Source organism: Streptomyces sp. Z423-1, assembly GCF_013009255.1.
GTDB classification, from domain to species: Bacteria; Actinomycetota; Actinomycetes; order Streptomycetales; family Streptomycetaceae; genus Streptomyces; species Streptomyces gossypiisoli.
Map to the genome: position 1 here is coordinate 510,828 of NZ_CP053109.1, position 24,185 is coordinate 535,012.

The 24,185-nt window shown below is 71.6% G+C and carries 25 protein-coding genes and 3 pseudogenes; 12 read left to right on the top strand and 16 right to left on the bottom strand.

The features are described from left to right. Positions 1–10: 10 nt before the first annotated feature. Positions 11–931, bottom strand: coding sequence for a helix-turn-helix domain-containing protein (locus tag HJD23_RS02370; RefSeq protein WP_171114948.1), 921 nt, complete (start codon positions 929–931; stop codon positions 11–13). Positions 932–999: 68 nt separating this feature from the next. On the opposite strand from HJD23_RS02370, the gene HJD23_RS02375 reads away from it, so the two are divergent. Then, complete coding sequence (locus HJD23_RS02375; RefSeq protein WP_171114946.1) at positions 1,000–1,818, top strand: phytanoyl-CoA dioxygenase family protein; 819 nt, start codon at positions 1,000–1,002, stop codon at positions 1,816–1,818. A gap of 98 nt (positions 1,819–1,916) precedes the next feature. Here the strand turns inward: HJD23_RS02375 and HJD23_RS02380 are convergent, their stop codons facing one another. Together HJD23_RS02380 and HJD23_RS02385 are read right to left on the bottom strand one after the other, a co-directional pair. Then, positions 1,917–2,435, bottom strand: coding sequence for a flavoprotein (locus tag HJD23_RS02380; RefSeq protein WP_171114943.1), 519 nt, complete (start codon positions 2,433–2,435; stop codon positions 1,917–1,919). A 9-nt stretch (positions 2,436–2,444) separates the two neighbouring features. After that, a complete protein-coding gene (locus tag HJD23_RS02385) occupies positions 2,445–2,903 on the bottom strand; it encodes a nuclear transport factor 2 family protein (protein WP_171114942.1) in 459 nt (152 codons plus the stop codon). A 93-nt stretch (positions 2,904–2,996) separates the two neighbouring features. Between HJD23_RS02385 and HJD23_RS02390 the strand changes: the two genes are divergently transcribed. Beyond that, positions 2,997–3,590 (top strand): TetR/AcrR family transcriptional regulator, encoded by a 594-nt coding sequence (locus HJD23_RS02390; protein ID WP_171114939.1) that lies wholly within the window; start codon positions 2,997–2,999, stop codon positions 3,588–3,590. Between the two features lie 26 nt (positions 3,591–3,616). Continuing rightward, positions 3,617–4,495 carry a sigma-70 family RNA polymerase sigma factor gene (locus HJD23_RS02395; RefSeq protein WP_171114937.1) on the top strand — a complete coding sequence of 293 codons (879 nt, stop codon included), beginning with the start codon at positions 3,617–3,619 and terminating at the stop codon, positions 4,493–4,495. A 37-nt stretch (positions 4,496–4,532) separates the two neighbouring features. Here the strand turns inward: HJD23_RS02395 and HJD23_RS02400 are convergent, their stop codons facing one another. Continuing rightward, complete coding sequence (locus tag HJD23_RS02400; protein WP_171114935.1) at positions 4,533–4,991, bottom strand: nuclear transport factor 2 family protein; 459 nt, start codon at positions 4,989–4,991, stop codon at positions 4,533–4,535. Positions 4,992–5,181: 190 nt separating this feature from the next. On the opposite strand from HJD23_RS02400, the gene HJD23_RS02405 reads away from it, so the two are divergent. Then, entirely contained in the window at positions 5,182–5,631 is a 450-nt protein-coding gene (locus tag HJD23_RS02405; protein ID WP_171114934.1) for a nitroreductase family deazaflavin-dependent oxidoreductase, read from the top strand. Positions 5,632–5,689: 58 nt separating this feature from the next. Here the strand turns inward: HJD23_RS02405 and HJD23_RS02410 are convergent, their stop codons facing one another. After that, on the bottom strand, positions 5,690–6,784 hold the full coding sequence (locus HJD23_RS02410; RefSeq protein ID WP_171114932.1) for a cation diffusion facilitator family transporter: 1,095 nt from the start codon (positions 6,782–6,784) through the stop codon (positions 5,690–5,692). Positions 6,785–6,892: 108 nt separating this feature from the next. Between HJD23_RS02410 and HJD23_RS02415 the strand changes: the two genes are divergently transcribed. Further along, entirely contained in the window at positions 6,893–7,924 is a 1,032-nt protein-coding gene (locus HJD23_RS02415; RefSeq protein WP_171114930.1) for a glutathione S-transferase C-terminal domain-containing protein, read from the top strand. Positions 7,925–7,997: 73 nt separating this feature from the next. Then, a complete protein-coding gene (locus tag HJD23_RS02420; protein ID WP_171114927.1) occupies positions 7,998–8,303 on the top strand; it encodes a DUF4235 domain-containing protein in 306 nt (101 codons plus the stop codon). 78 nt (positions 8,304–8,381) lie between these two features. Here HJD23_RS02420 and HJD23_RS43340 read toward each other — a convergent pair. Further along, positions 8,382–8,642, bottom strand: a pseudogene (locus tag HJD23_RS43340) (VOC family protein); the annotation flags it as partial. A gap of 591 nt (positions 8,643–9,233) precedes the next feature. Here HJD23_RS43340 and HJD23_RS02425 point away from each other — a divergent pair. Then, a complete protein-coding gene (locus HJD23_RS02425; RefSeq protein WP_240980610.1) occupies positions 9,234–10,964 on the top strand; it encodes a hypothetical protein in 1,731 nt (576 codons plus the stop codon). A 118-nt stretch (positions 10,965–11,082) separates the two neighbouring features. On the opposite strand, the gene HJD23_RS02430 is transcribed toward HJD23_RS02425, so the two are convergent. The 6 genes from HJD23_RS02430 to HJD23_RS02455 form a co-directional block, all read right to left on the bottom strand. Next, on the bottom strand, positions 11,083–12,327 hold the full coding sequence (locus HJD23_RS02430) for a cytochrome P450 (protein ID WP_171114926.1): 1,245 nt from the start codon (positions 12,325–12,327) through the stop codon (positions 11,083–11,085). Then, positions 12,324–12,929: an ATP/GTP-binding protein gene (locus HJD23_RS02435; RefSeq protein WP_171114923.1), complete on the bottom strand. Its 606-nt coding sequence runs from the start codon at positions 12,927–12,929 to the stop codon at positions 12,324–12,326. The genes HJD23_RS02430 and HJD23_RS02435 overlap by 4 nt, the downstream gene beginning before the upstream one ends. Next, the gene (locus HJD23_RS02440) at positions 12,910–13,281 is read right to left on the bottom strand and encodes a DUF742 domain-containing protein (RefSeq protein ID WP_141306667.1); all 372 of its coding nucleotides are present in this window, start codon (positions 13,279–13,281) and stop codon (positions 12,910–12,912) included. The genes HJD23_RS02435 and HJD23_RS02440 overlap by 20 nt, the downstream gene beginning before the upstream one ends. Beyond that, positions 13,278–13,688: a roadblock/LC7 domain-containing protein gene (locus tag HJD23_RS02445; protein ID WP_097222428.1), complete on the bottom strand. Its 411-nt coding sequence runs from the start codon at positions 13,686–13,688 to the stop codon at positions 13,278–13,280. Before HJD23_RS02445 ends, HJD23_RS02440 begins: the two co-directional genes overlap by 4 nt. Before the next feature lie 5 nt (positions 13,689–13,693). Next, positions 13,694–15,424, bottom strand: a complete 1,731-nt coding sequence (locus tag HJD23_RS02450; RefSeq protein ID WP_171133977.1) for an ATP-binding protein — start codon at positions 15,422–15,424, stop codon at positions 13,694–13,696. Positions 15,425–15,660: 236 nt separating this feature from the next. Beyond that, on the bottom strand, positions 15,661–16,608 hold the full coding sequence (locus HJD23_RS02455) for a helix-turn-helix domain-containing protein (RefSeq protein ID WP_171114922.1): 948 nt from the start codon (positions 16,606–16,608) through the stop codon (positions 15,661–15,663). A 71-nt stretch (positions 16,609–16,679) separates the two neighbouring features. On the opposite strand from HJD23_RS02455, the gene HJD23_RS02460 reads away from it, so the two are divergent. Continuing rightward, on the top strand, positions 16,680–17,630 hold the full coding sequence (locus HJD23_RS02460) for an NADP-dependent oxidoreductase (protein ID WP_171114919.1): 951 nt from the start codon (positions 16,680–16,682) through the stop codon (positions 17,628–17,630). Between the two features lie 6 nt (positions 17,631–17,636). Here HJD23_RS02460 and HJD23_RS02465 read toward each other — a convergent pair whose 3' ends face one another. Together HJD23_RS02465 and HJD23_RS02470 are read right to left on the bottom strand one after the other, a co-directional pair. Continuing rightward, the gene (locus HJD23_RS02465; protein WP_171114917.1) at positions 17,637–18,743 is read right to left on the bottom strand and encodes an NAD(P)-dependent alcohol dehydrogenase; all 1,107 of its coding nucleotides are present in this window, start codon (positions 18,741–18,743) and stop codon (positions 17,637–17,639) included. Between the two features lie 26 nt (positions 18,744–18,769). Beyond that, positions 18,770–20,224, bottom strand: a complete 1,455-nt coding sequence (locus tag HJD23_RS02470) for an aldehyde dehydrogenase family protein (protein ID WP_171114915.1) — start codon at positions 20,222–20,224, stop codon at positions 18,770–18,772. 127 nt (positions 20,225–20,351) lie between these two features. Here HJD23_RS02470 and HJD23_RS02475 point away from each other — a divergent pair, with 127 nt between their 5' ends. The 3 genes from HJD23_RS02475 to HJD23_RS02485 all read left to right on the top strand — a co-directional run bounded on the left by HJD23_RS02475 (position 20,352) and on the right by HJD23_RS02485 (position 22,023). Next, positions 20,352–20,789: a MarR family transcriptional regulator gene (locus HJD23_RS02475; protein WP_171114913.1), complete on the top strand. Its 438-nt coding sequence runs from the start codon at positions 20,352–20,354 to the stop codon at positions 20,787–20,789. Positions 20,790–20,935: 146 nt separating this feature from the next. Next, on the top strand, positions 20,936–21,310 hold the full coding sequence (locus HJD23_RS02480; RefSeq protein ID WP_171114911.1) for an anti-sigma factor antagonist: 375 nt from the start codon (positions 20,936–20,938) through the stop codon (positions 21,308–21,310). A gap of 50 nt (positions 21,311–21,360) precedes the next feature. Then, the gene (locus HJD23_RS02485; RefSeq protein ID WP_171114909.1) at positions 21,361–22,023 is read left to right on the top strand and encodes a DUF4230 domain-containing protein; all 663 of its coding nucleotides are present in this window, start codon (positions 21,361–21,363) and stop codon (positions 22,021–22,023) included. Here HJD23_RS02485 and HJD23_RS02490 read toward each other — a convergent pair. Together HJD23_RS02490 and HJD23_RS02495 are read right to left on the bottom strand one after the other, a co-directional pair. Then, positions 22,024–23,038, bottom strand: a pseudogene (locus HJD23_RS02490) (proton-conducting transporter membrane subunit); the annotation flags it as partial. It lies immediately after the preceding gene. Next, positions 23,037–23,369, bottom strand: a pseudogene (locus HJD23_RS02495) (MrpF/PhaF family protein); the annotation flags it as partial. The pseudogenes HJD23_RS02495 and HJD23_RS02490, both read right to left, overlap by 2 nt. 350 nt (positions 23,370–23,719) lie before the next feature. On the opposite strand from HJD23_RS02495, the gene HJD23_RS02500 reads away from it, so the two are divergent. Then, on the top strand, positions 23,720–24,166 hold the full coding sequence (locus HJD23_RS02500) for a VanZ family protein (RefSeq protein WP_232107925.1): 447 nt from the start codon (positions 23,720–23,722) through the stop codon (positions 24,164–24,166). Positions 24,167–24,185 lie beyond the last annotated feature (19 nt).

The following is a 24,185-nucleotide window of genomic DNA, read 5'->3' on the forward strand; positions in this document are numbered from 1 at the left end:
GCAGTCTCTCTCAGCCGACCTGACCCACACGACAGGCCCTGGCCCGGTACGCGCCGGGCGGGCTTCCGAAGCGCTCGTGGAACACCCGGTTGAAGTGGAACGGGCTGGCGAACCCCGAGGCCGCCGCCACGCGTTCCACGGACAGGTCGGTGGCCTCCAGCAGCCGGGCGGCGTGCCGCAGGCGCGCCTCGCGCAGGGCTCGCATCGGGGATTCGCCGACCTGCTGGGCAAACAGGTGCGCGAACCGGGACGGGGACAGGGCGACCGCCTCGGCCAGTGAGCGGACGGTGTGCGGGGCGCCCGGGTCGGCGGCGATCAGCGCCTGGGCCCGGCGCACCCGGGCGTCGACGCCCGGCGGGGGCACCGGGGTGCGCGCGGCGGCGGCCGTGAGCAGGACGACCTCCTCCAGGGCGCCGAGCGCCAGTTCATGGGCCGCCATGCCGTGGGCGACGGCGATCCGGTCGTCGGCGGGCGTCGTCGCGGGCGGTGCTTCCACGCCCGCCCAGCGGGCGTCGGCGAGCATCCGGCGGAACGCCGACTCCACCCTGCCGTGCAGCACGGCAGGGACGGGGGCGACGACATGGACGCCGTCTCCGGCGTCGTACGGGCGCAGCCAGGGCCGCCAGGACGGCCGGGCCCGGCAGTGCGCCCACCAGAAGCGCCAGCGGCGCGCGCCCGGGGCGACGCCGTAGCCGTGCGGGACTCCGGGCGCGAGCACGACCAGGTCCCCCGCACCCGCCCGGGTCTCGGTGCCGCCCTGGCGCAGTCGGCCCTGGCCGCCCGTCGTCCAGGTGAACAGCCAGCTGTCCGCGCCACGTGGCCGATCGACGGCGTAGCCCGGAGACTGGTCGAAGTGGCCGACCACCACCAGGCCGGGCGGCGGCGCCGGATCGCCGGGGGCAGCAGCCTCGGGCAAGTCGTCAGCGCTCATGGGCATCCTCCCGGGCGGCGTTCCGGCCTAGCGTGGTGCACCACGACACCTCATCGAGGAGTGGACGCATGACAGCCACGGACATGGGCGCCGCCGGTCATCCCATCCTGACCCAGGAAGGGCTCGCACGGTTCCAGGAGGACGGTTTCACGGTCGTCCGCGGGCTGTTCGGGTACGACGAGATCGACCGCCTGTGCGCGGAGTTCACGGCACTGCACGCGGCCGGGCCGGTGCCGGGGCACTTCGAGCCCCGCGAGGGCGACGATCCGCTCGCCGCCCACCCGAGGGTCATGCAGCCGCACGAGATCAACGACCTGGCGCTGCGGTTCCTGCTGGACGCTCGGCTGCGCGGGGTGCTGGAGATGCTGCTCGGCGAGGAGGTGCTGGCCGCGCAGAGCATGTTCTACTTCAAGCCGCCGGGAGCCCGGGGACAGGCCCTGCACCAGGACAACTTCTATCTGCGGGTCGAGCCGGGCACGTGCGTCGCGGCGTGGGTGGCCTGCGATGTGATCGACCGGGAGAACGGCGGTCTGGAGGTCGTGCCGGGCACACATCGGATGGACATCTTCTGCCCGGAGGAGGCGGACGCGGAGGTTTCCTTCGCACGGGAGTACGTGCCGCCGCCGCCCGGGCTCACTCCGGTGCCGGTCGACATGCGGCCGGGTGACGTCCTGTTCTTCAACGGCAGCCTGGTGCACGGCTCCGGCCCGAACCGCGCCACCGACCGCTTCCGCCGCTCGTTCATCGGCCACTACGTCGGCCGCTCCGCCGAACGCATCGGCAGCTACTACCGCACGCTGACGATGAGCGGCGACCGGGTGCCGCTGCCGGAGAGCGAGGGCGCGGGCCCGTGCGGCACGGAGTTCGACCCGCCGGGCCCGCACTGAGTCTCAGTGCCTGGAGATGGGGTGCGGGGAGCAGGGCTGCTGCAGTTCCTCGATCTCCTTGTCGGTGAGCGGCGAGCGTACGCCGTGCCCAACTCCCTCTAGCGGTGAAGCAGGTCCAGTGCGCGCTCCCAGCCGAAGGCGTGGCGGCCCTCGTCGCCGGAGTACGGGTCGCCGAAGCGGACGCCCATCCCCCGGAGCCTCATCAGGCTCTCGTTGTAGGCGGGATGGGCGGCCAGCGCCTCGGCGACGCAGGGCAGGACCGCGATCGGGACGCCCAGGCCGTACGCCTCGCACAGGGTGGCGACGGCGAGCGTGTCGGCCAGGCCCGCCGCCCACTTGTTGACGGTGTTGAAGGTGGCCGGTGCCACCACCACGGCGTCCGGCGGCGGGAAGGGGCGCGGCTCGCCGGGCGTGCGCCACGCGGAGCGGATCGGGCGGCCGGTCTGCGCCTCGACGGCGACGGTGTCGAAGAAGCCGCCCATGGCGACCGGCGTCGCGATGACGCCCACCTCCCAGTCCCGCTCCTGCGCGGCGGTGATCAGTTTGCTGACGTCCGCGGCGATCCCGGCCGCGCAGACGACGACGTAGAGGAAAGGCTTCCCGTCCCGTTCGGTCACCCGGGAACCCTACTCAACCGGGAAGGACCAGCCGCTCTCGGCCGCCGGGCGCGGGCCGTGGATACGGCGTGCGCTCTCCTCGATGGGGACGTCGTTGATGCTGGCCTCCCGCCGGGTCATCAGGCCGTGTTCGTCGAACTCCCACAGCTCGTTGCCGTACGACCGCCACCACTGGCCGTCGGCGTCCAGGCACTCGTACTGGAAGCGGACCGCGATGCGGTTGCCGTCGAACGCCCACAGGTCCTTGCGCAGCGCGTACTCCTGCTCGCGCCGCCACTTCGCGGTGAGGAACTCGACGATCTCGGCGCGGCCGGTGACGAAGGTGTCGCGGTTGCGCCAGACCGAGTCCTCGGAGTAGGCGAGCGCGACCTTGTGCGGGTCGCGGGTGTTCCAGGCGTCCTCGGCGGCCTGGACCTTCTGTGCGGCGGACTCGCGGGTGAAGGGCGGGAGGGGCGGGCGGGTGGTCATGGGGCTCCTCGACGGAAGGGGAGAACGGGCGTTCTCCGACCAGGCTGCTACCGTAGGAGAACGCTCGTTCTCCCGTCAAGGAAGAGGTCGTTCATGGACAGCGCAGTCGCCCGGGAGCGGGCTCTGGACGCCGCGGAGCGGCTGTTCTACGGGCGGGGTGTGCAGTCCGTCGGCATGGACGACGTGCGCGGCGCCTCGGGGGTCTCGCTGAAGCGGCTGTACCAGCTGTTCCCGGCGAAGGAGCAGCTGGTCGAGGCGTATCTGGAGCGGCGTGACGTGCGCTGGCGGGGGCGGCTCGCCGCGTATGTGGCGGCCCGGCGGGAGCCGCGGGAGCGGATCCTGGCCGTCTTCGACTGGCTGGCGGAGTGGTTCGGCGAGGCCGACTTCCGTGGCTGCGCCTGGATCAACGCGTACGGCGAACTGGGCGCCGTCTCCGACCGGGTGGCCGAGCAGGTGCGGGCGCACAAGCGGGCCTTCCGGGACTACCTGGGCGGTCTGGTGGCCGACGCCGGTCTGCCCGCCGCGCTCACCGGGCCGCTGTGCCTGCTGGCGGAGGGCGCCATGGTCACGGCGGGGATCACGAGGAGCGCGGAGCCTGCCGCGCAGGCACGCGAGGGGGCTCGGCTGCTGCTGGCGTCGGGTGTCACCTCGGCCGGGGACGGTTCGTCGAGGGAGTCGAGGGAGTGAGGGAGCGGGCCGGAGGGAGGTGAGCCATGGGCGGCCAGGAGGAGCTGGCGGCGCGGTTCGAGGTGGAGCGCGGGCGGTTGCGGGCGGTCGCGTTCCGGATGCTGGGCTCGCCCGACGAGGCGGACGACGCCGTCCAGGAGGCGTGGCTGCGGCTGAGCCGCGCGGGCGGCGACGGTGTCGGCAATCTGGCGGCCTGGCTGACGACGGTGGTGTCCCGGATCTGCCTCGACATGCTGCGGGCCCGCACGGCCCGGCGTGAGGAGCCGTACGGCCAGGAGTTCGGCGGCGACGGCACCGTGCCCGAGGACGAGGCGGTGCTGATCGACTCGGTGGGGCTGGCGCTGCTGGTCGTGCTGGACACGCTGGGGCCGGCCGAGCGGGTCGCGTTCGTGCTGCACGATCTGTTCGCCGTGCCCTTCGAGGACATCGCCCGGATCGTCGACCGTTCGCAGCCGGCGGCCAAGAAGCTGGCCAGCCGGGCCCGGCAGAAGGTGCGGGGCATACCGGCGCTGCCCGCAGCCGAGGTGGACCGGCACCGGCGGGTCGTCGAGGCGTTCCTGGCCGCCGCGCGCGGTGGTGACATGGGCGCGCTGCTCGACGTACTGGCCCCGGACGTGGTCCGCCGGGCCGACCCCGCCGTCCTGCCGCCCGGGGTGGCTCCGGAGCTGCGGGGCGCCCGTGCGGTGGCCGAGGGGACGGTGCGGTTGCGGGAGCGGTCCCGGTACGCGGCCACCGCCCTCGTCGACGGTCGCGTCGGCATCGTCGTCGCCCCGCGCGGACGGCTGCTGTTCGCCCTCACGGTCAGCGTCGAAGGCGACCGGATCGGCTCCTACGAGGTCGTCGCCGACCCGGCGCGGCTGCGGCGGCTGCGCCTGGCGGTGCTGGACGGACTCGGCCCGCGCTAGGTCTGTCCGACAAATTCGCGCGGCAGGGGGGAATGTGTCAGACAGGCCCAAAGGCCCGGGCCACCGCCAGGCTGTCCTCGTACACGTGGTGGCGGACGATCCGGCCGTCCTCGACGGTGAGGTGCAGAGCGAACCGGGCGCGGTAGGGGCGCCCGGTGGGGCGGGCCGTCTGGCGGATCTCGCCGAGCACGACGGCGTCGGCGCCGTCGACGAGGACGCGCTCGATCCTGGTGTCCGCGGCGCCGGGGACGTGGTGGGCGGCCAACTCGCGGTAGTGGGCGGCGGCGTCGCCGCGGGTGCCGCGCTGGGTGATCCACGGCGTGGCGGCGCGGCCGTGCTCGTCCTCCGGCCAGCTCAGCTTCCAGTCGGTGTGGGCGGCGTACAGCTCGGCGATGTGGTCGGGGTCGCCCTGACCGACCCTGCGCAGCAGTTCCTCGACCGTGGCGCGGGTCGTCGTGGCGGTCTCGCTCGGGGTCGGGGTCTGGGTCGGCGTCATGGGGCGTCCTCTCCTTCGGGCGGCTCCCGGTGGGATGTGTGTTCGACTGTGCCGTGAGCACGCGAACGGCGCGATTACCCGGGAGGTCATCACGGCGGCGGAGTGTCGGCCGGGGTGGATGAATCCCGCGTTTGTCAGTGTTGGGGCACGGTGATGGCCGAATTCGGCAGACGACGATGGGACGGTTGCCATGCCGCTTGAGGGCGAGTACGAGCCCAGTCCGACGCAGTGGGTGCGTGAGCAGGTGGAGTTGTACGAGAGCTCCGGCGGCACGAAGGGGACGACCCTGATGGACACCGGGTTGCCCGTCGTCGTGCTGACGACCCGGGGTGCGCGGAGCGGCAAGATCCGCAAGACGCCGCTGATGCGGGTCGAGCACGAGGGGCGCTACGCCGTCGTGGCGTCGCTGGGCGGGGCCCCCAAGCACCCGGTCTGGTACCACAACGTCACGGCCGATCCGCACGTGGAGCTCCAGGACGGCCCGGTGAAGCGGGACATGATGGCCCGCGAGGTCACGGGCGCGGAGAAGACGCAGTGGTGGGAGCGTGCGGTGGCCGCGTATCCGCCGTACGCCGACTACCAGAAGAAGACCGACCGTGAGATCCCGGTGTTCGTGCTCGAACCGGTCGACGGGGACTGAGCCGGGATTCTTTTCCGGCGCGCGATGCATGAAGGCATGCGTGCCGGGCACCCGCACGTCAGGCCCCGCCGCGTTCCCCCGTCGCGGCGGGGCTTTCGTGTGCCTCCTGGGCGAGCCGGTCGGTCACGTCGAGGAAGATCTGGTCGGCCTCGGGCACCGTACGGGCGATCGACCGCTTGATGCGTACGGCGACCTCCTCGACCCGCTCGCTGTCCAGGCCGGGGACCAGGTCGACGCGGGCGGCCACCAGCGTCGAGTCGATGCCGGTCTGCATGGTGAACAGCGCCTCCACGCTGTCGATCTCGGGCTGTGCCTGGAGCAGCGCACGGATCCTGCCGCTCGCCTCCGGGTCCGCGGCCTCGCCGATCAGCTGGGTGCGGGCGTCCTTGCCGAGGCGGTAGGCCACGTACACCAGCAGCGCGCCGATGGCGAGCGAGGCGGACGCCTCCCACACCACCTCGCCGGTGGCCATGTGCAGCGCCATGCCGGTGAGGGCGAGGGTCACGCCGAGCACCGCGGTGCCGTCCTCGGCCACGACGGTGCGCAGGGCCGGGTCGCGCAGGCCGGCGGCGACGCCCTGGCGGCGCAGCTGGTGCAGGGCGCGGAGCAGGGACGCGCCCTCGGCGAGGAGGGCGACGCCGAGGACGATCATGCCGGCCACATAGCCGCCGAAGGTCTCCTCGGTGCCCTTGGTGAGCGCCTCGAAGCCCTGGAAGAAGGAGAAGCAGCCGCCCATGACGAAGATCCCGACGGCGGCGAGCAGCGACCAGAAGAACCGCTCCTTGCCGTAGCCGAAGGGGTGCCGCCGGTCGGCGGGGCGGCGGCTGCGGCGCAGGGCGGCCAGCAGGAAGACCTCGTTGAGACTGTCGGCCACGGAGTGCGCCGCCTCCGAGAGCAGGGCGGGCGAGCCTGCGAGTACCCCGCCGATCGTCTTGGCGACCGCGATCACCAGGTTGGCCGCGAGCGCGACGAGTACGGTCACGCGGGTCCTGCGGTCGCTCTTTCGGCCCGTCCTGGGGTCGCACTTGCGGTCCGTTCTGGGGTCGCTCCTACGGTCCGTTCTGGGGTCGGTGCCGGGATCCGGACTCCGCCTCCCGCTCTCCGCCCCCTGCTCTTCTGCGTCCTTCGATGTTTCCGTGGATGTCCCGCTCATCACGGCCGGTTGCCCCCGTCGGGGCGGATCACACCGTGGCGGGGTCGGAAACGGGGAACTCGGGGAACCCGGTCGGCAGCACTGCCCACGGTGAGGAGGAGAGAGGCCATGAACGGCCAGGGTGACGGGAACGGTGACGGCAACCGCGCGTACGGCCGGACGTCGTTCCAGCGGTCCAAGAGCCACTTCGCGGACCGGATCACGGCGGACGGCCGGGACGGCTGGCCGGTCGCGGCGGCGCGTTACCGGCTGGTGGTCAGCCGTGCCTGTCCGTGGGCGAGCCGCGCGGTGATCTCACGGCGGCTGCTGGGGCTGGAGCCGGCGGTGTCGATGGCCATCGCCGACCCGATCCAGGACGACCGCAGCTGGCGCTTCACCCTCGACCCGGACGGCCGGGACCCCGTCCTCGGCATCCGCTTCCTCAGCGAGGCGTACGACAAGCGGGAGACCGGCTATCCGGGCGGTGTCAGCGTGCCGGCCGTCGTCGACGTACCCACCCGGCAGCTGGTCACCAACGACTACCAGCGGATCACCCTCGACTTCGCCACCGAGTGGACCGCTCTGCACCGGGAGGGCGCGCCGGACCTGTACCCGGAGCGGCTGCGGGACGAAATCGACGCGGTGATGGCGGACGTCTACGAGGACGTCAACAACGGCGTGTACCGGGCCGGTTTCGCCACCGGGCAGGCGGAGTACGAGGCCGCCTGCTCGGGCGTCTTCCGGCGGCTGGAGCTGCTGACCGAGCGGCTGGCCCGGCAGCGCTATCTGGTCGGCGACACGATCACGGAGGCGGACATCCGGCTGTTCACCACGCTGGTCCGGTTCGACGCGGTCTATCACGGCCACTTCAAGTGCAACCGGTGGAAGCTGGCGGAGAACCAGGTGCTCTGGGCGTACGCCCGCGACCTCTTCCAGACACCCGGCTTCGGCGACACCGTCGACTTCGACCACATCAAGCGGCACTACTACCAGGTACACACCGGCATCAACCCGACCGGCATCGTGCCGCTCGGCCCGGACGTCGCGGGCTGGCTGACGCCGCATCACCGGGAGGAACTCGGCGGGCGCCCGTTCGGGGACGGCACCCCGCCGGGGCCGGTGCGCCCGGGCGAGGAGGTCCCGGCGGCCGGTCGGCCCTGACCCTGCGGTACGGCGAAGCCGCACGGTCCGCGGCGCCCGTACAGCCCGTTCATCGCGAACCAAGGAGACCCAGGTGGCCAAGAAAAGGAAGAAGCAGAAGCTCCCCGTCGCCTACCAGCCCGTCGGATGGGTGCTGGGATGGGCCGGCGGTTGGCTGGCCGGGCTCGCCTTCCGCAAGACGTGGATGGCGCTGCGGCACGAGGAGGACGCGCCCGACGCGCTGGACCCGGACCGCGGCTGGGGGGAGATCCTGCTGGCCGCCGCCATCCAGGGAGCGATCTTCGCGGCGGTGCGCAGCGCGGTGGACCGCACGGGGGCCAAGGCCATCGAGCGCTCGACCGGCGTGTGGCCGGCCAAGGAGAAGGGTGGCCGGGACTGACCCGGCAGACACGGCGGCGACCGGCACGGCGCGCCTCGGCATGGGACCGTAACCGAGGAGGCTCAGCCCTGCTCGTAGCGGCCCGGCGCCCTTCGCTTCCATGGGGCGGCCGCCGAGCCCGACGAGCGAAGTCCAGGTGGGCCTGGAGGGAGTTCGGGGCGAGGCCGGCTCGGCGGCGTCGCGTTCATGTCGCGGCGGAAGGCGAGCCGGGTCCCGTCGGCGCCCCTGATCTCCACTCGGTGGGCGGTCGTCCGTCTGCTCGGCCTCCAGCAGTTCCCGGTAGAACACGGCGAGTTTCTCCGGCTCGGCACAGTCGAGCACCACGAAGCCCGCTTTCACCGCGGCGCGCGCCGCGAACGGGCTGAGCGACACGCGGCCCCCTGCCCATCTCCAAGTCGTCAACTGCGTGACACCCGGGGCCGACGACACGCCGGTGTTCCTGCCCGGTGAACGCATAGGACTCGCCGAGGCGTTGACGGCCTGCACGGCGGGCTCGGCGTATGTGAACCACCTCGAAACGGGCGAGGTCGAGGCGATCGCAGAGACGCATGTATCTATCACTTACATCGGGGGCGCGCGAGTATACGCAGCTCACAAAGCGTGAGCAGTAACCGAGATCACGGTCCGGTTGCGCGTAGATCATTTACGCCCTGGGCAGCCTCCTACCGCTTTTCGCTTCAACTTACGTACCGGGAAGGTGAGTTCGAATGAGGGGGCAGTCGTGCTGCCTCAGGACGTCCGGTTCGAGTGCTTCCTGATCATCACTGCTGAGGCGGCGAAGGTGCTCGTCTTGCAGCAGGAGCCGGTCGCGTCAGTCCGGCTGTTCGGCGAGGCCGTCGCGGAATGCACAGAAGCTTCTCGGACACGACCGGCTGACAACCACGGCCGATGGACTCCGTTGCCAGGACCACAGCTTGAAGGGAGACCGGTGTGAAATCCAGAGTCGTAGGAGGTGGTCCGGAGACGTCCACCGACAGCTTGCTCCCGGCGCAGCCAAGCGCCCGGCTCCAGCCGGCGGAGGCGGGGAACGCCCTGGCCCGCCTCTTCGCGGAACACATCAATGGGTGCACGGATCAGTACCGAGATTGCCAGAACGCCGCTCAGCAGCGGCTGGACGCCCTCATATCCCCCCGCTCCAGCACCACGCTGCATGTGGAGGGAGCCCTCCATCTGGCGCCGCGCGCATTCCTTCCGCCCGACGAGGAGGGCCAGGCCAGGTTGAGGCGACTCGACGCCAGCCTGCGCGTGATCGAAGCAGCCTTCCCCCAAGTCAGCACCGATATTGCGGTCTGCCGACTGACTTGCACGATGCTGGAAGGGGCCTGGAGGAGCCGGGCACTCACCCCGCCGCGCGAGGAGGAGCAGACAACCGTCTGCGACTGCTCCCTGTGCCGTCGGCTGCCCACGCCCCCCGCACGCACGCTGGCCGACTACGGTTGGCGGCAGAGCGCCGGTCGTCCCCTCACCGTCAAGACCTGGCCGTACCACCGGGAACTCGACAGCGTCCTGACCGGTGGATGGGTCCTGGCCCGGCAGCTGAACGACCTGGAACGAGACCTTGGCTACCGCCATCGCTTCGAGGACGACATCCTGCTCTTCCACGAATACAAACGCGTGATCGACACCATAGACACCACGCGCCTCACCCAACTCATCGAAGGCCGCTTGGCCGAGAGTTTCAGCACCAACACCGCACGGGCCCTGGTCTGCGGACTCTACGCGGCCCATAAGCGATCCGTGGACGAGTACTGGCTCCAACAGCATCACGCGGGCGGCGTCGTACTCCCCCAGACCAACCCACTCAGCCAGAGCACCTACTCACTCCTGCAGATGATGGACTGCCTGTTCTGGCACGTCTCGCCCGACACCGAACTCTGGCAGGAAGAACACCTCGCCTCCCTGCTGCTGTGCCGCGTCGTCGACGACATGGTCGACGTACGGGCCGACGCCCTCACCGGCGAGATCAGCAACTTCTGGCTCGCCGACATGCCCACCCACACCAAGGCCCTCTACGCCGCCAGCGCCATCGCCCTCGTCAAGTACGGATGCATGCCCGAGGCACATCCCCCGATGTGGAACACCTGGCTGATGACCAGCACCATCGTGTGGTTGGGGCTCACGGGCCGCCACGCCCTGTGGTTCGACGGCATCACCCAGGGCCTCCCCCCGGCCCAGGACTGCCCGCTGTGCGACCTTCAGCCCAACGCATGCACCGGCATCCTCACCCACGGCACCACCCTCACCATCGCCCCGCGGCCCACCGCACCGGCTCTGAGCACCCGGACCGCCGAGTTGTCCGCTCGCTGCCGAGCCCAATACCCCGGGGCATGGCCCCTCTTCGACGCCGAACTCCATGCCTTCGAAGCACTGCACGGCCCCTGGCACGGCAACACCGACAGCACGTGGGAGATCCTGCGCCGCACGTACATCGCCGCCGTGGAGGCAGCCGGCGCCGCACCGTCCACGGCCCGCGCTCGTGATGTCCAACAAGACTCCGGCGCAGTCGGATGCGAGTCTTTCTACGCCCTGCACGACCCTCGGACCGGGAGGGAGGACATCGCACTGCTCGCCTACATGTTCGGTTGCGCCCACCCGCATTTCCTCTGGAACGCCACGGGATACCGTCCCACGGACCTCGCAGGCGACTGGCTCGACGGCTGACGGCTGACGGCTGACGGCTGACGGCTGACGGCTGACGGCTGACGGCTGACGGCTCAATCCTGTTCCAGACACCCAGTGGATGACGCCGCTGCCAGGCCGGGCAGCGGCGTCTCAGGGCCTATACCTCGAACTCGACCGGCAGGCTGTCCAGCAGGGACATCCATGTGGACGCGGTCGAGGTGAGCTCCTCCGGCGGCACGGCCAGGTGCAGGCCCGGCAGACGGTGCAGCAGGACGTCCACCGCGACCTCGATGATGGACATCCCGATGTTCTGCCCGGGGCACTCGTGCGGTCCCGCGCCGAACGCCAGGTGCGCCTGGTTGCCCTCCACCGAGACACCCGGGTCGGGCCGGATCTCGGGGTCAAGGTTGCCCGGGGCCAGACCGAGAACGAGCAGGTCGCCCTCCTCGATGCGGTGCCCGCCCAGTTCGACATCGCTGGCGGCGAAGCGCCCCGGCAGGACGGCCAGCGGCGGAGAGTTCCACATGGCCTCCTCCACCACCGCCGAGATGTTCAGCTGACCGCTGATCAGCCCGGACAGCCGGGAGGCGTCGGTCAGGACCAGTTCCAGCACCCGGGCCAGCAGGTTCGTCGTGACGTGCGCGGCGATCAGCACCGCGCGCAGGTGGGCCACGACCTCGTCGTGGTCGAGCGCCGCGTGATGCTCCAGCAGGCCGGTGGCGAGGTCGGAGCCGGGTTCGGACCGCCTGCGCTCGGCAAGTTCACCGAAGATCTCCCTGATCACGCCGTCGTGCGTGACGGCGTCCTCGCCGCCCTTCATCACCTGGGCGCAGGACTCGACCAGGCGACGCCCCTCCGCCTCGGCAAGCCCCAGAATGCGGGCGGTCACGAGCATCGGCAGATAGTCGGCGTAGTCGGCCACCAGATCGGCGCGGCCGGAGTCCGCGAACGCGTCGATCTGCTTGTTGGCGAAGTGCGTGGCGTGGCGCCGGACACCACGGTCGGCGGCGGACTGCAGCCCGTCGCTGACGGCACCGCGCAGTCGGCGGTGAGCCTCGCCGTCCTGGGACACACAGTCGGGGCGCCAGGCGAGCATCGGAACCAGCGGAGAGTTGTCCGCGATCCGGCCCTCCCGCCAGTCCCGCCAGGTCCGCGCGTCCCGGGGGAACTGGAGGGGATTGTCGAGCACTCGCCGGCTGTCCCGGTAGCCCAGCACCAGCCAGGCGGGGACGTCGCCCTCCAGCAGCACCGGAGCCACGGAGCCGTGCTCCTTGCGCAGCCGCTCGTAGATGCCGCGCGGGTCGGTCGCCGCCTCCGGCCCGTACAGCCGGGTGAGCTCGGCGTCATGGCCGAAGGGGCAACCGCGGGGCGTATCGGAATCGTTTAAGGGCTGGGCGTTCATCGGGACTCCACTACGACGGCAGAGCGTTCCTTCAGGTGACGTATCAAAGCGACCAGGACGTCACGGCCGGAGGCCCGGTCACGGGCGTCGAAGGCCACGACCGGAATGTGCGAGGGGATGTCGAGGGCGTCCCTGATTTCCTCGACCGGATACTCCCGCGAGTCGGGAAAGACGTTCAACGCGACGACGAACGGGACGTCCTGCCGCTCCATCTCCTCGATGGCCCGGAAGCTGGAGGCGAGACGGCGGGTGTCGACCAGGACGACCGCGCCCAGCGCGCCTTTGAACAGGCCGTTCCACAGGAACCAGAAGCGCTCCTGGCCGGGCGTGCCGAACAGGTACAGCATCAGGGTGTCGTTGAGGCTGATCTTGCCGAAGTCCAGGCTGACGGTGGTCTCCGTCTTGTCGGCGACGCCGATCAGGCGGTCGACGTCGGCGCTGGCCTGGGTGAGGGTCTCCTCGGTGGTGAGCGGCTTGATGTCACTGACCGAGCGGACCATCGTGGTCTTCCCGGTGCCGAACCCGCCGGCGATCATCACCTTCACCGAGCGGGTCTCCCCGGCCGCCGCACTGCCGGGTTGGTCAAAGCCTTTCAAGTCCACTGAGTACCTCCTCAAGGAGCGCGAGGTCGGGCCCGCGACCGGCGTCGTGCGCCGGGATGGGGTCACGGGCTTCGACGCGGCCTGCTTCGAGCAGGTCCGCCAGCAGCACCGCGAGAATGTTGAAGGGCAGGTGGAGATGGGCGCCGAGTTCGGCCACCGACAGCGGTTCGCGGCAGCGCCGGATGATCTCCGCGTGCTCGTGCTGCATGCCCGGGGCGGGGGCGGCTCGGGAGACGATGAGGGTCGCCACGTCGAGGCTCGACGCCGAACCGCCCGGTCCGCTGCGCCCTTTGGTGAGGACGTAGTAGCGCTCGAGACCGGACGGGTCCGTCGGCCGGCGGGGAACACTCATCCAGAGTGCTCCTCCAGGCGCGGAGTGGTGCCCAGGAGTTCGCCCATCCTGCGGGCCAGGTCCCTCATCTGATGGCCCAGCAGGCCCTGGTCGAGGCCCTCGCGCGCCAGGACACCGAGGTACGTCTCCACGCCCGCGCGGACCACGAAGAGGTGACCGCCGTCGACCTCGATCATGGCCAGCCGCAGCTGTCCCGCGTAGGTGGGGAACTGCTCGGCGACCGGCTGGGCCAGCGCCTGCAGTCCGGCCACCACGGCGGCGAAACGGTCCACGTCGTCGGGGTCTTCGGCGCCGTAGGAGGTGATGGCCTTGCCGTCACTGGAGGCCACGAGGGCGAAACGGATCTCCTGGATGCTCTCCACCAGATCGCGCAGCGCCCAGCTCACGTCGGTTCCCTGTTGCGTCATGTGGACTAGTCGCTCTCTTCAGTGCGGTGCTCTGCGGACTCGCGTACGGCGCTCGACTCGCGGTCGGCCGGCCCGGATCCCTCGCTGTGCTCCCGTCCGGCGGTGGCGAACGCGGCCAGTCCGGTGAAGGACGTGTCCGGCGGTACGGCGGAGACGGCCGCCTCCTCGGTCCGCGCGGCACGGGCGGCCGGGGCGGGATCGCCCGGCTCGCTGCGCCTGCTGCGGCGCCGGGGCAGTCCACCGGGCGTGGTGTCCTGCGCCTCGGCGGCGTCGGTGGCGGGCTCGGCGGTCGCCGGTCGTGGTGCGGTGGCGGCGGCCTCCGACACGGTCGGGGCGGTGGCCGACGCGGTGGCCGGGGTGGCCGCGGGCAGCGGGCTGAAGTACTTGTGCGGGACCACGACGACCACCGAGGTACCGAGCCAGGGCGAGTCCGCGAAGGTGACGCGGATGCCGTAGCGGCGGGCGAGGATGCCGACGACGCGCAGGCCGATGTTGGCGTCCTCCGAGACACCGCCCAGACCGGGGCCGGGGGCGGTACCGGCGAGGGCGTGCTCGGCCTCGCGCTTCTTCTCCTCATTCAGGCCCTTGCCGGAGTCCTGGATCTCGATGCCGACGCCGTTGGGGACCTCCTTGCCGGAGACGAGCACCGGCTCGGTCGGCGGCGAGTAGCGGGTGGCGTTGTCCAGCAGGTGCGCGAAGATCAGCGTGAGGTGGTCCACCAGGCCGCCGTCGACGCCCAGTTCGGGCAGGTGGCGGAGTTCGACGCGGTGGAACTCCTTGATCCGGCCGATGCCGCCGCGCACCACGCTGAGCAGCCGCTGCGGCTCCTGCCACTGCCGTCCCGGGCGGTCGGAGCCGCCGAGCACGCCGATGCTGGCGGCGAGACAGTCGGCGGGGCCGATCGCCTGGTCGAGTTCCATCAGGCCGCGCGCGACGGACGGGAGCCGGCCGTGCTCGCCCTGCATCTCGTGCAGCCGGCCGCGCAGCTTGCTGGTGAGTACGTGGATCCGGTTGCCGATGCCGACGACCGCCTGCTCGGCGGAGGTGGAGCGGTCGAACTCCTCCTCGACGCCGATCAGCGCGGTGCGCAGGACCTTGCGAAGGTCGGCCTGGAGTTCGGGGGCGACCTTGGCGCACTGGTTGGTCGGGGGCAGCAGGTCGTCGATCGCGTCACCGGCGCGCAGCCGCTCAAGCGCCTCGGGCAGCTGCTCGTTCGCGAGCCGGGAGACCGCGGCCTGCTGGTGGGCGAGGCGTTCCTGCCAGGTGGCGGTCTGCTCGGCGAGCTGTGCCTCCAGGCGCTGGGCCTGCTCGGCGAGCTGCGCCTGGTAGCCGTCGGCCTGTTCGGCGAGGCGGGCCTCGTAGCCCTCGGCCTGTTCGGCCAGCCGGTCCTCGTACACCCGTGACTGGTCGGCGAGTTGGGCCTCGTGGGCGGCGCGTTCGGCGGCGTGCTTGCGCTCCAGGCCCGCCACGTGCTGCTGCCACTGCTGGGAGTGCTCGGCCTGCGAGGTGCGGAAGGTGCCCTCCGCGCGGCGCAGTTGCGTCCGGGTGCGGATCAGCAGCCGTACGCACACCGAGCCGGCCGCCGTCGCCGCGATGCCGGCGACGGCCGCGGTTATTCGCTCCGAGCTCATGAACGTGGCGGCAACCGTCCCGCCTCCTAAGGCCAGCGGCATCAGCCACCAGCTGTACCAGGCGACAGGGGCCCGCGCCGCCGGGGGCGGAGTGGCGAGTTCCATCTGCATCCTTCGAAGCAACACGATCGAACAGGGGGGTGTGCAGGGCGACCGCACTCATGAGTGCGCACTCATGAGTTCGCACTGCCGGGTCGACCCGTCGCGGACGTGTCAACTCGCAGCGCCGGATGGGAGCTTATCGGGTTCCAACCCGAAAGGATCAACCTCATCGGCCCGGCGGACGTGAGGGTTCCGTCACTCTCCGCCAAGAACCTGTTAATCGACAAGTCGGCAGGTCATCAGCGCGTGCTGTGGAACGTACGGCGGTACGCCTGCGGTGAGACGCCGATCGCGGCGTGCAGGTGCTGGCGCAGGGACGCGCCGGTGGCGAAGCCGACCTGGCCGGCGATGTGGTCGACGGGGAGGTCGCTGGACTCCAGGAGGTGCCGGGCGCGGGCGACGCGCTGCTGGATGAGCCAGCGGCCGGGGCTGACGCCCACCTCGTCGTGGAAGCGGCGGGCGAAGGTGCGCAGGCTCATCCGGGCGTGGGCGGCAAGGTCGGACAGGGTCAGCGGTTCACCGAGGCGTTCCAGCGCCCAGGCGCGGGTGGCGGCGGTGCTCGCGGCACCGGCCTCGGGCACGGGCTGCTCGATGTACTGGGCCTGGCCGCCGTCGCGGAACGGCGGCACGACACAGCGCCGCGCGACGGTGTTGGCGAGCCGGCTGCCGTGGTCCTTGCGCACGAGGTGCAGGCAGACATCGACGCCGGAGGCGGCTCCGGCGGAGGTCAGGACGGGGTCGTCGTCGACGAAGAGGACGTCCGGGTCGAGGTCGATGTGCGGGAACATGCGCCGGAACCGGTCGGCGAGCTGCCAGTGCGTGGTCGCCCTGCGGCCGTCCAGCAGCCCGGCGGCGGCCAGCACGAAGGCGCCGGTGCAGATGGAGACGATGCGGGTGCCGGGGCGGATCCGGGCGAGCGCGGCACGGACCTCGTCCGGGAGGTCGTCGGTGACGGAGGCCGGCGCGATGGGCGCGATCACCACCGTGTCGGCCGTGGCCAGGGCCTCGGGGCCGTGCTCGACGGTGACCGAGAAGTCGGCGTTGGTGCGCACCGGCCCGCCGTCGACGCTGCACGTCAGCACCTCGTACCGGCCGTCGGCGGCGCCGAAGATCCGGCTGGGGATGCCCAGTTCGAAGGGGTACACGCCGTCGAGGGCCAGCACCACGACCCGCTGCACACGCTGCATGGCACGATCCTATCGAAGAGTGGCAATCGTGCCATTTTCCGAGCGGGCGGGCGCGGGCAGGCTGGGTGACCATGAGCGATGTGAACACCATGCGAGCCATCAGCCAGGACGTCCTCGGCGGTCCCGAGGTACTGAAAGAAGTAGAGGTGCCGCGGCCGGCTCCGCGGCCGAACGAGGTGCTGGTCCGGGTGCGGGCGGCCGGCGTCAACCCCACCGACTGGAAGCACCGCGCCACCGGCGGGTTCCTCGGCGAGCCGCCCTTCACCCTCGGCTGGGACGTCTCCGGCGTCGTCGAGGTGACCGGCATCGGAGTCGCCCAGTTCCGGCCCGGCGACGAGGTCTTCGGCATGCTGCCCTACCCGTTCGGCCACGGCTCGCACGCCGAGTACGTCATCGCCCCGGCCCGCGCCCTCGTACCCAAGCCCGCCGGGATCGACCACACGCAGGCGGGCGCGCTGCCGCTGGTCTCGCTGACCGCGTGGCAGGCGCTGGTGGAGCGGGCCGACCTGCGACCGGGTCAGCGGGTGCTGATCCACGCGGCGGCCGGTGGCGTCGGGCATGTGGCCGTGCAGATCGCCAAGGCCCGGGGCGCCTACGTGATCGGCACGGCGAGCGCGGGCAAGCACGACTTTCTGCGCGAGATCGGCGTGGACGAGCCGGTCGACTACCGGGCGACCGACTTCGCGGAGGCCGTGCACGACGTCGACGTGGTGCTCGACACCATCGGCGGCGACTACTCCGTCCGCTCGCTGCGCGTCCTTCGCCCGGGTGGAATCGTGGTGTCGATCCTGCCGATCGGGTCGGACGACTTCTACGCGGAGGCCGAGCGGCTCGGCGTACGGGCGATCCGGATGCTCGTCGACGCCGACCAGCACGGCATGAGGGCCATCGCCGGGCTGGTCGAGGACGGCCGGCTGCGGGCGACGATCGCGGGGACCTTCCCGCTGGCCGAGGCCGCCAAGGCGCATGAGCTCGGCGACACCGGCCGGACCACGGGGAAGCTGGTGCTGCTGGCCGGCTGAGGCCGGTCAGAAGGTGAGCACGGGCTTGATGGTCTTGCCCGCGCTCATGTCCCGCACCGCCTGGTCGATCTCCGTGAAGGGGTAGGTGCCGATCAGGCGGTGCAGTGGGAGCCGCCCGTCCTTCACGAGCCGGACCAGGGCGGGGATGACGGTCCGGGTCTCGCTGTCGCCCAGCGTCAGGCCGACGATCCGCTTCCCGGCGAGCAGCCCGTTGACGTCCAGGGAGACCTCGGTGCCGAACGGCGGGGCGCCCACGACGACCAGCGTGCCGCGCGCGGCGAGCGCGTCGACGCCCTGCCGGAGCACGGCGACGCTGCCGGTCGTCTCCACGACGCCGTCGGCGCCCTGCCCGCCGGTGAGGTCGGCGATCGCGGCCCCGACGTCGGTCGCTCCGGCGTCGACGGTGTGGGTGGCGCCCAGCTCCTTTGCCAGGGACAGGCGTTCGCCGACCTGGTCGACGGCGATGACGGTGGTCGCGGGGGTCAGGGCGGCCGCCATCACCGCGGACAGGCCGACGGCCCCGGCGCCGAGGACGACGACGCTGCTGCCGGTGACCGGCCGCAGGACGTTCCAGACGGCGCCGACCCCAGTCTGTACGCCGCAGCCGAGCGGCGCGATCGACGCGAGCGGCACGTCCGGGTCGACCTTGACGAGGCTGCGCTCGTCCGCGAGGGCCCGCTCGGCGAACGAGGACTGGCCGAAGAAGTGGCCGCCGAGTGGTGCGCCGTCGCGGCTGATGGTGCTGGTGCCGTCCGCGCGTCGGCCCCCGATGAGGTTCATCGGCAGCCAGGTGGCGCAGTACGCGGGGTGCCCGTCGCGGCAGTTGCGGCAGTCGCCGCAGGAGGTGAAGGACAGCACGACGTGGTCCCCGGGCGCGACCGCGGTGACGGCGGACCCGACGGCCTCGACGACCCCGGCTCCCTCGTGGCCGAGCACCCCGGGCAGCGGGAAGGGCAGGGCGCCGCTCGCCACACCGAGGTCGGTGTGGCACAGGCCGGTCGCGACCATGCGGACGAGGGCCTCGTGGGGGCCGGGTTCGTCGAGGACGACGTCGGAGAGGGTGAAGGGTGCCCCGCCGGACTCGACGACGGCGGCACGGGTGGTGGTGGGCATCGCGGGAACTCCTTGGCGCAGCGCGCTCAGTCGAGCGAGACGACGACGGACTTGACCTTGGTGTAGGAGGCGAGCGCCTCGGGGCCGTACTCGCGGCCGAAGCCGGAGTCCTTGACGCCGCCGAACGGCACCGCGGGGTCGAGCATCGCCCAGTCGTTGACCCAGACGATGCCGGCCTGGAGGCGGTCGGCGACGCGGTGGGCGCGGGCGAGGCTGCCGGTCTGCACGCCCGAGGCCAGGCCGTACGGCGTGGAGTTGGCGAGGGCGACGGCCTCGTCCTCGGAGTCGAAGGGCTGGACGGTGAGGACCGGGCCGAAGATCTCCTCCTGGACGGCTCGGGAGTCGTTCGGCAGGTCGGCTATCACGGTGGGCTTGTAGTAGTAGCCGCCGTCGAGGTCGAGGCGCTCGCCGCCGCAGACGATACGGCCGCCCTCCTGGCGGGCCAGGTCGACGTACTCCTCGACCTTCCGCAGATGCCGCTCCCCCGCCATCGGCCCGACGACGGTCTCGGGCTTGCGGGGGTCGCCCACCGGCACGCCGGGGACCGCTTCGGCGAGGATGCCCAGCAGGGTGGGGTACACCTTGCGGGCGACCAGCAGCCGGGGTCCGGCCATGCAGAACTGGCCGGTGTTGAAGACGAACGCCTTGATGACCGCGCCGACCGCCTTCTCCAGGTCGGCGTCCTCGAAGACGAGGTGGGCGGCGTTGCCGCCGAGTTCCATGGTGACGGGCCGCAGCGCCGCGCCAGCGACGCCCGCGACATGCCGGCCGACCGTGGTGGAGCCGGTGAAGGCGACCTTGTCCACGCCGGGGTGGCGCAGCAGGGCCTCGCCGGTTACCGGGCCGGTGCCGGTGACGACGTTGACCACGCCGTCCGGGACACCCGCGTCCTGCAGCAACCGGGCCATGTACAGGGCGCTGAGCGGGGTCTCGTCGGCGGGTTTGTGGACGACCGTGTTCCCGGCGGCGAGCGCGGGGGCGAGCTTGGTACCGGCCAGGATCAGCGGGAAGTTGTACGGCGTGATGGCCGCGACCACGCCGAGCGGCTCGCGGCGGGTGTACGCCAGGGCGTTGAGCGGGGTGTCGCGGGTGGCGCCGTCGAGGGAGTGGGCCAGGGCGGCGTAGTGCTCGTAGTCGTTGGCGGCGTTCGTGACGTCGACGGCACGGCACAGGGTGATCGGCTTGCCGACGTCGAGGCTCTCCAGCTCGGCGAGGTCGTCGGCGTTCTCGCGGATCAGCTCGGCGACGCGGTGCAGGACGCGGCCCCGTTCACGGCCGCTCAGCCCTGCCCAGTGTCCGGCGTCGAAGGTCTCACGGGCGGCCCGCACGGCGGCGTCCACGTCGGCGGGGCCCGCCTCGGCGACGGTGGTGAGGACCGTGCCCCGGGACGGGTCGACCACCTCGCCGCGCGCTCCGTCGGCGGCGTCGTGCCACCGGCCCCCGATGAACAGCCGACCGGGTTCGATCTCGTAGGTGGTCATCGCCACTCCCAGCTTCTTCGCCAAGATCAGGAAACCAACAGGATCTCCAGAGTTAAACAAACAGGATTCCTGTTGGTCCGCAGTCTGAATTCAGACAGGTTTCCTGTCAATGCTCTACGCTCGATCCATGGCCGGCACCCAGACAACCAAGACATCCCCGTCCCTGCTCTACATGGTCAAGCAGGTGGAGCTCGTGGTCCGCTCACACCTGGACGACCTGGTCCGACCGTTCGGGATCACGGCGCTGCAGTACACCGCGCTCACCGTCCTGGAGCGGCACGACGGACTGTCGGCGGCGCAGCTGGCCCGCGACTCCTTCGTCACCGCGCAGTCGATCGCCGACCTGGTCCGCTCCCTGGAGGGCCGCGGCCTGGTGCGCAGGGAGCGCAACCCGCACAACCGCCGGGAGCTGCTGATCCTGCTCACCGACGAGGCGCGCCAACTGCTCACGCGGCTCGCCGGGCCGGTGCGGGAGCTGGAGGAGCGGATGGTAGGGGAGTTGACGGTGCATCAGGCCGAGCAGTTCCGCCAGGCCCTCAGCAAGGCCTGGCAGGCCTTGTCGTAACACTTCGCTCACGCCGCGAAGAAACTCGGTCGCAATTCGAAGACATATGTCAACCGAACATGCTGAAATGCTTTCCATCGAGGGTAACTTGCAGGGCGGGGCCCACAGTTGTGGGTCCACCGGCAGCCGAGGGGAGGTGAGTCGACATGGAACGGAACGCCGCGCCCCTCACCCGGCATCTGCGCATCCACCGGGAACAGGGGCACACGGTGCTGGAGTTCCGCGGGGAGATCGACATCGCCGCGGCGGCGGAGATCCTCCCCCACCTGGACGACGTGACCGCGCTCCCCGGCGCCCGGATCGTGATCGACCTCAGCCCCGTCGAGTTCTTCGACTGCTCGGGGCTGCGCCTGCTGTACCGGGCGCGCAGCCGGGTGCTCGCCCACGACGGGCGGCTGCACCTGGTGTGCGCGCACCCCATGACCCTGCGCGTCCTGCGGGTCACCGGTCTGCACCGGCTGCTGCCGCCACTGCCCACGCTGGACGCGGCCCTGCGGCATCCCGAGACGCCGACGGTCTGACCTTCTGTCGAGAAGGGCATGGGGGAGGGTAGGAAGGAGGACCGTCACCCATGACGACTCCCATCAAGCACCTCCCCAGGCGCATGCCCGGCTGGGCGAAGGCGCTGAGCGCCGTCGTTCTGGTGCTCGTCGTGCTCTTCGCCGGGATCCGGCTGAGCGTACTGCCGGGCCTGAAGGACCTGTTCGGCACGGAGACTCACGACCGCTCGGGGCCGGCCCTGCTCAAGTCGATCCAGGACATCAGCCGTTACGACGCCGCCTCCGGCAACTTCCAGGTCGTCGTGGACCTGGAGAAGGACACCAAGTACCTGCCCGACGCCATCCGCGGCACCCGCACCCTGTACATCGGGGCGGGCACCGTCGACGCCTACGTCGACCTCGGCAAGGTCGGCGAGGACGACGTGACGGTCAACGAGGACCGTACGTCCGCCACGCTGCGGCTGCCGCACGCGGCACTCGGCGAGCCCGCACTCGACCCCGACCGCTCCTACGCCGTCTCCAAGCAGCGCGGTCTGCTCGACCGGCTCGGCGACCTGTTCTCGGACAACCCCAACGGCGAGCAGGCCGTGCAGCAACTCGCGGTACGCCACATCCGCGACGCGGCGAAGGAGAGCGAGCTCACCGCGCGCGCCGAGAGCAACACCACCGACATGCTCCAAGGACTGCTGGGCTCCCTCGGCTTCAAGGAGGTCGACGTCACCTACGGAACCTGATCATCTGCTGAGGACTCCGGGCAGGGCGAGGGCGCCGAGCAGGGTGGCGCCCACCAGCAGCCAGGCCACGTAGTCCCCGACGTGCCCGGACTGCAGGCGCCGCAGCGGCAGCGCCCAGTCCGGGGCGGCGAGCAGCCTCGGCCGGGTGACGGCCAGCGCGGCCAGCCCCACGGCCACCGCCGTCGAGAGCAGGCCCAGCAGGATGCCGTACGGCGTCCAGTGCACCGGGACGACCGCGCCGCCGGAACCGGCCTCGTTCACAGCCCGCGCCACCGCCTCGCCGAAGCCGGGAGCCACCCCGGCGGCGAGCGCCCCGGCGAGCAGCAGCGCCGGGACGGCGGTCATGGTGTCGGGGACGAAGCCGAGCCGTCCCCGGGTCTCGGGCTCCTCGCCGGAACCGGTCGTCTCGTACTCCCCCGCGTCCGGCGGCGGGGGCCCGAGGCCCAGGAACACCCGGGCGGCGACCCGGAGCACCGCGCCCGCCGTCATCGCCGAGGCAAGGACGTACAGCACGGCGAGCGGGCCGCCCGCGGCCTCCTCGGCGACCGACTTGCCGAGCGCACCGGCGAACGGCGGCAGTCCGGCGAGGCCCAGGCCACCGACGACGAACATCACGGCCACCGCGCGCTGTCCGGTGGCCCGCCCGTGCAGGGCGCGTTCGTCGACGCTGCCGTACCGGTCGAGCAGGGTGCCCGTGCAGGCGAACAGCGCCGCCTTCACACCGGCGTGGCCGAGGACGTACAGCGCGATCCCGTCGTCGGCCTGCGGGGTCAGTGGCGTACGCGCCCAGCGAGTTGACCACGCCGAAGGTGAGCGCGCCCTGCACGGCCTTGGCCTCCTCGACGCGATACCCGGTCAGGGCGTACGCCACGACGCTCATCAGCTCGAAGAACACGAACGCGTTGAACAGGTCGCCGGTGATCGCGAAGCCGCACATCCCGGCCTGGAACACCAGCATCAGCGCCGGATACGAGCCAGCGTGCCGACGCGGCGGCTCCTCGAAGTAGCGCCAGGAGCGCGCGGCCGGCGACCACGTTCCCGCCGACCAGCAGCGCCCCGGTCACCAGGAGCTTGACCGTCGCCCGGCCGGGTGCGGTCACCGCGCACAGCGCGAGGACGGCGACCGTGCCGAGGGCGACCGCCGTCCAGGTCGGCCACCAGGCGCGCGGCGGGTGCGCGGTCAGCTCGTCGGAGAGCAGCCGGGCGAACACGAGCGTGCCGACGGGGCCCAGCACGGCGAGGACCAGGGCCAGATCGACGTACGCCGGACGCTCGTAGGCCTCGGAGAGCAGGAGCAGGCCGGGGCAGGCGACGGCGGTGGCGAGGTTCTGCGCCACGACCCGGCGGCCGAGCGTCGGGCAGCCACCTCCGCGAACTCTTCAGGTCACTCTGCGTCATCAAAGCACCGGCCCATGAGGAGGCCGGGGCGGCGCGCGGGTCCTCGCCGGAGTGCCCCGGCAAGGCAGCGGGAAGCCGGCGCCGCATCTCTGCCGCGTCCGGGGGTAACAGCCTTGTTGCCGAGGGAAGTTGAAGTCTGGAGGACCGAGTGGCCCGTACAGCCTTGCTGTCCCGCGTCCTGTCGCGCTCGCGTCGCACCAAGGGGCCCGCCAACGGGTCCACGAAGGCTTCGGCCAAGGCGAAGCCTTCGGCCACAGCAGAGCGTTCGGCCAAGCAGGAGTCGAAGAAGCGGCGCCCGCTGCTCCCCCTGATCGGCCGGGCGGTGGCGATGGCGTGCGCCTTCGCCTTCATGGTGGCGTTCGCCGTGGTGCTGGCCCGGCTGACCCTGCACCCCTCCCCCGCGTCCGAGGCGCTGACGCACAGCAACCTGCGTCCGGGCAGCTCCCTGCGGGCCTACCTGGACCAGCCGGAACTGCGGGACGCCGTGAAGCAGATCGGCGGCAATCTGCTGCTCGGGGTGCCCTTCGGGGTGCTCGTGCCGGTGCTCGCGCCCCGGGCGCGAGGGATCCTCCGGGTGCTGCTGCTCACCGCGGTCGTGATGCTGATGGTGGAGCTGGCGCAGGGGGCCATGGTGACGGGCCGCGCCTTCGACGTCGACGACGTCATCCTCAACACGGCGGGTGCGCTGGCCGGGTATCTGCTGGTGGGGCGCAGGCTGGGGCGGGCGGTGCACGCGCGGCGCTGAGAGACCCGACGTCCGGTCG